This window comes from Bacillus sp. JJ1127, from assembly GCF_036965845.1.
Classification (GTDB): Bacteria; Bacillota; Bacilli; order Bacillales; family Bacillaceae_G; genus Bacillus_A.
Genome location: NZ_JBALQK010000113.1, coordinates 1 through 1,856 on the forward strand (window position 1 = coordinate 1; position 1,856 = coordinate 1,856).

Sequence of the window (1,856 nt, forward strand, 5' to 3'; positions counted from 1 at the left end):
CATCAGTTTTCCTCCTTTTTCTAATAGTACTTATAATCAAGATATTTATAGTATAGATAATAATATCTATTTAGTTAAATGAAAAAATACTATATAATCTATTCATAATATGAATAAATTGGAAAGGGAGATGGATTTTTGAATTATGAACATTGGGAGACTTTTATTACTCTTGCGGAGACCAATAGTTTTACTCGAACTGCAGAAAAATTGAATATTTCACAGACAACTGTAACTAACAGGATCAAACAATTGGAAAATCAAATTGGAAAACTGCTGTTTATCCGAGATACAAGATCGGTCAAATTATCGGAAGCTGGAACTATATTGTACCCCTTTGCTAAAAAAGGAATTGATATACTAAAACACGGGGAGTTTGTAGCAAGGAGCTTTATTGATTATGATGAAAAACTTGCTATAGGAAGTCTAGTTTCCATTTGGCATTATTTTCTTTTACCATATGTACAAAAGTTAAAATTAAATTATAGCAACTATACACTCCGTCTATACACAGGCCACACTCAGAGAATGTTTCAATTACTATTAGATGGGATTATTGACGTTTGTGTTGTTCCATCCAAACCCCAACACCCTGATCTTGAATATGTTAGGTTATTTGAAGAGCCTTTTTATCTTGTTGGTAGCCCTGATCTATTTAAAGAAGACGTAGTAGAGTTAACCAGAGATCAGCTGAATAAATCATCATTTATTCATATTCCTTGGGAAACTCCTTTTATTGAGTGGTTTCATAATGAAATAGGAGTCAAACTTTTCCCTTCAATTGAAGTAGATGATACCACTTTATATGTTCGCATTTTACTTGAACAAAAGATGATGGGGTTCCTTCCTGATGTAGTTGCCCGTCAATATATTAAAAATAAAGAACTAATCAAGATTCCTTTTAAATCTGTTTTTCCAATGCCGAAAAGATCAATTTATCTTGTTCATCATAAAAAAAATAAAGGATCTCGAGCCTTGCAATCCTTTAAAAACATCCTTATTAATGTAAAAAGCTGAGATAATGGAGGTACAAAAATGAAATCAATAAGTATATCTTTAGAAACTGAAAAAAATAAGAACCTAGATAAAATAGAAAAATTATTTTTAGATTGTAGGTTAGACTTGGAAAATCGGAACATATACCAGTGGGATGATTCTTATCCAAACAGGGCATATTTTACTGAGAAAATAGAAAACAAGGAATTATATATATTAAAAAATAAAACTGAGTTAATTGGAGTTTTTGTACTTGATGAATGGCAACCTATAGAATGGTCAAATATCCAATGGTCTTATAATGAAGGAGCTTATCTTGTTATACATTCATTTTGTATACATCCAGATCAACAAAGCAATGGCTATGGAAAAGCAGTTCTAGATTTTTGTGAAGGGTTAGCAATTCAGCGGAAATATACGGGTATCCGCTTAGATGTTTTTTCAAAAAATGATGTTTCTCAAAAGTTCTACGAGAAAAATGGATATGTAAAAAAAGGAGAAGTTATTTTCAAGTCAAAGCCTGTTAACAATCAAGTCTATTTCTGTTTTGAAAAAATAGTAACACATAATTTCCCACTAAAAATAGGAAAGGTTTAACAATTTGTTAAATAATTAAATTCGTTAATGCAAAGGAAATATAGTGTTTCAAGCACTCTTATCCAAACTCATGTCAGAAAGCAACATTCCAATCTTAATAATTGTGTTATCCAAGCTGGAGCCCTGCCGATTTTCATCCACCGAATAAATCAAGTAGTTCACTTTGAAGTGAAATGTTCAAAAAATAACTTTTTTTACACTTGGGGGTATTAAAATACCTTAAGTTGATGGGCATGGGGTCCCACCACACATCCATCAACTTA

At 31.2% G+C, this 1,856-nt stretch carries 2 protein-coding genes; both read left to right on the forward strand.

The genetic code is table 11. The annotated features are described in order from the left end of the window. Positions 1–138 precede the first annotated feature (138 nt). The gene (locus tag V7183_RS12590; protein WP_097899447.1) at positions 139–1,017 is read left to right on the forward strand and encodes a LysR family transcriptional regulator; all 879 of its coding nucleotides are present in this window, start codon (positions 139–141) and stop codon (positions 1,015–1,017) included. Positions 1,018–1,035: 18 nt separating this feature from the next. Further along, positions 1,036–1,593, forward strand: coding sequence for a GNAT family N-acetyltransferase (locus V7183_RS12595; RefSeq protein ID WP_335359736.1), 558 nt, complete (start codon positions 1,036–1,038; stop codon positions 1,591–1,593). The last annotated feature ends 263 nt before the right edge of the window (positions 1,594–1,856 follow it).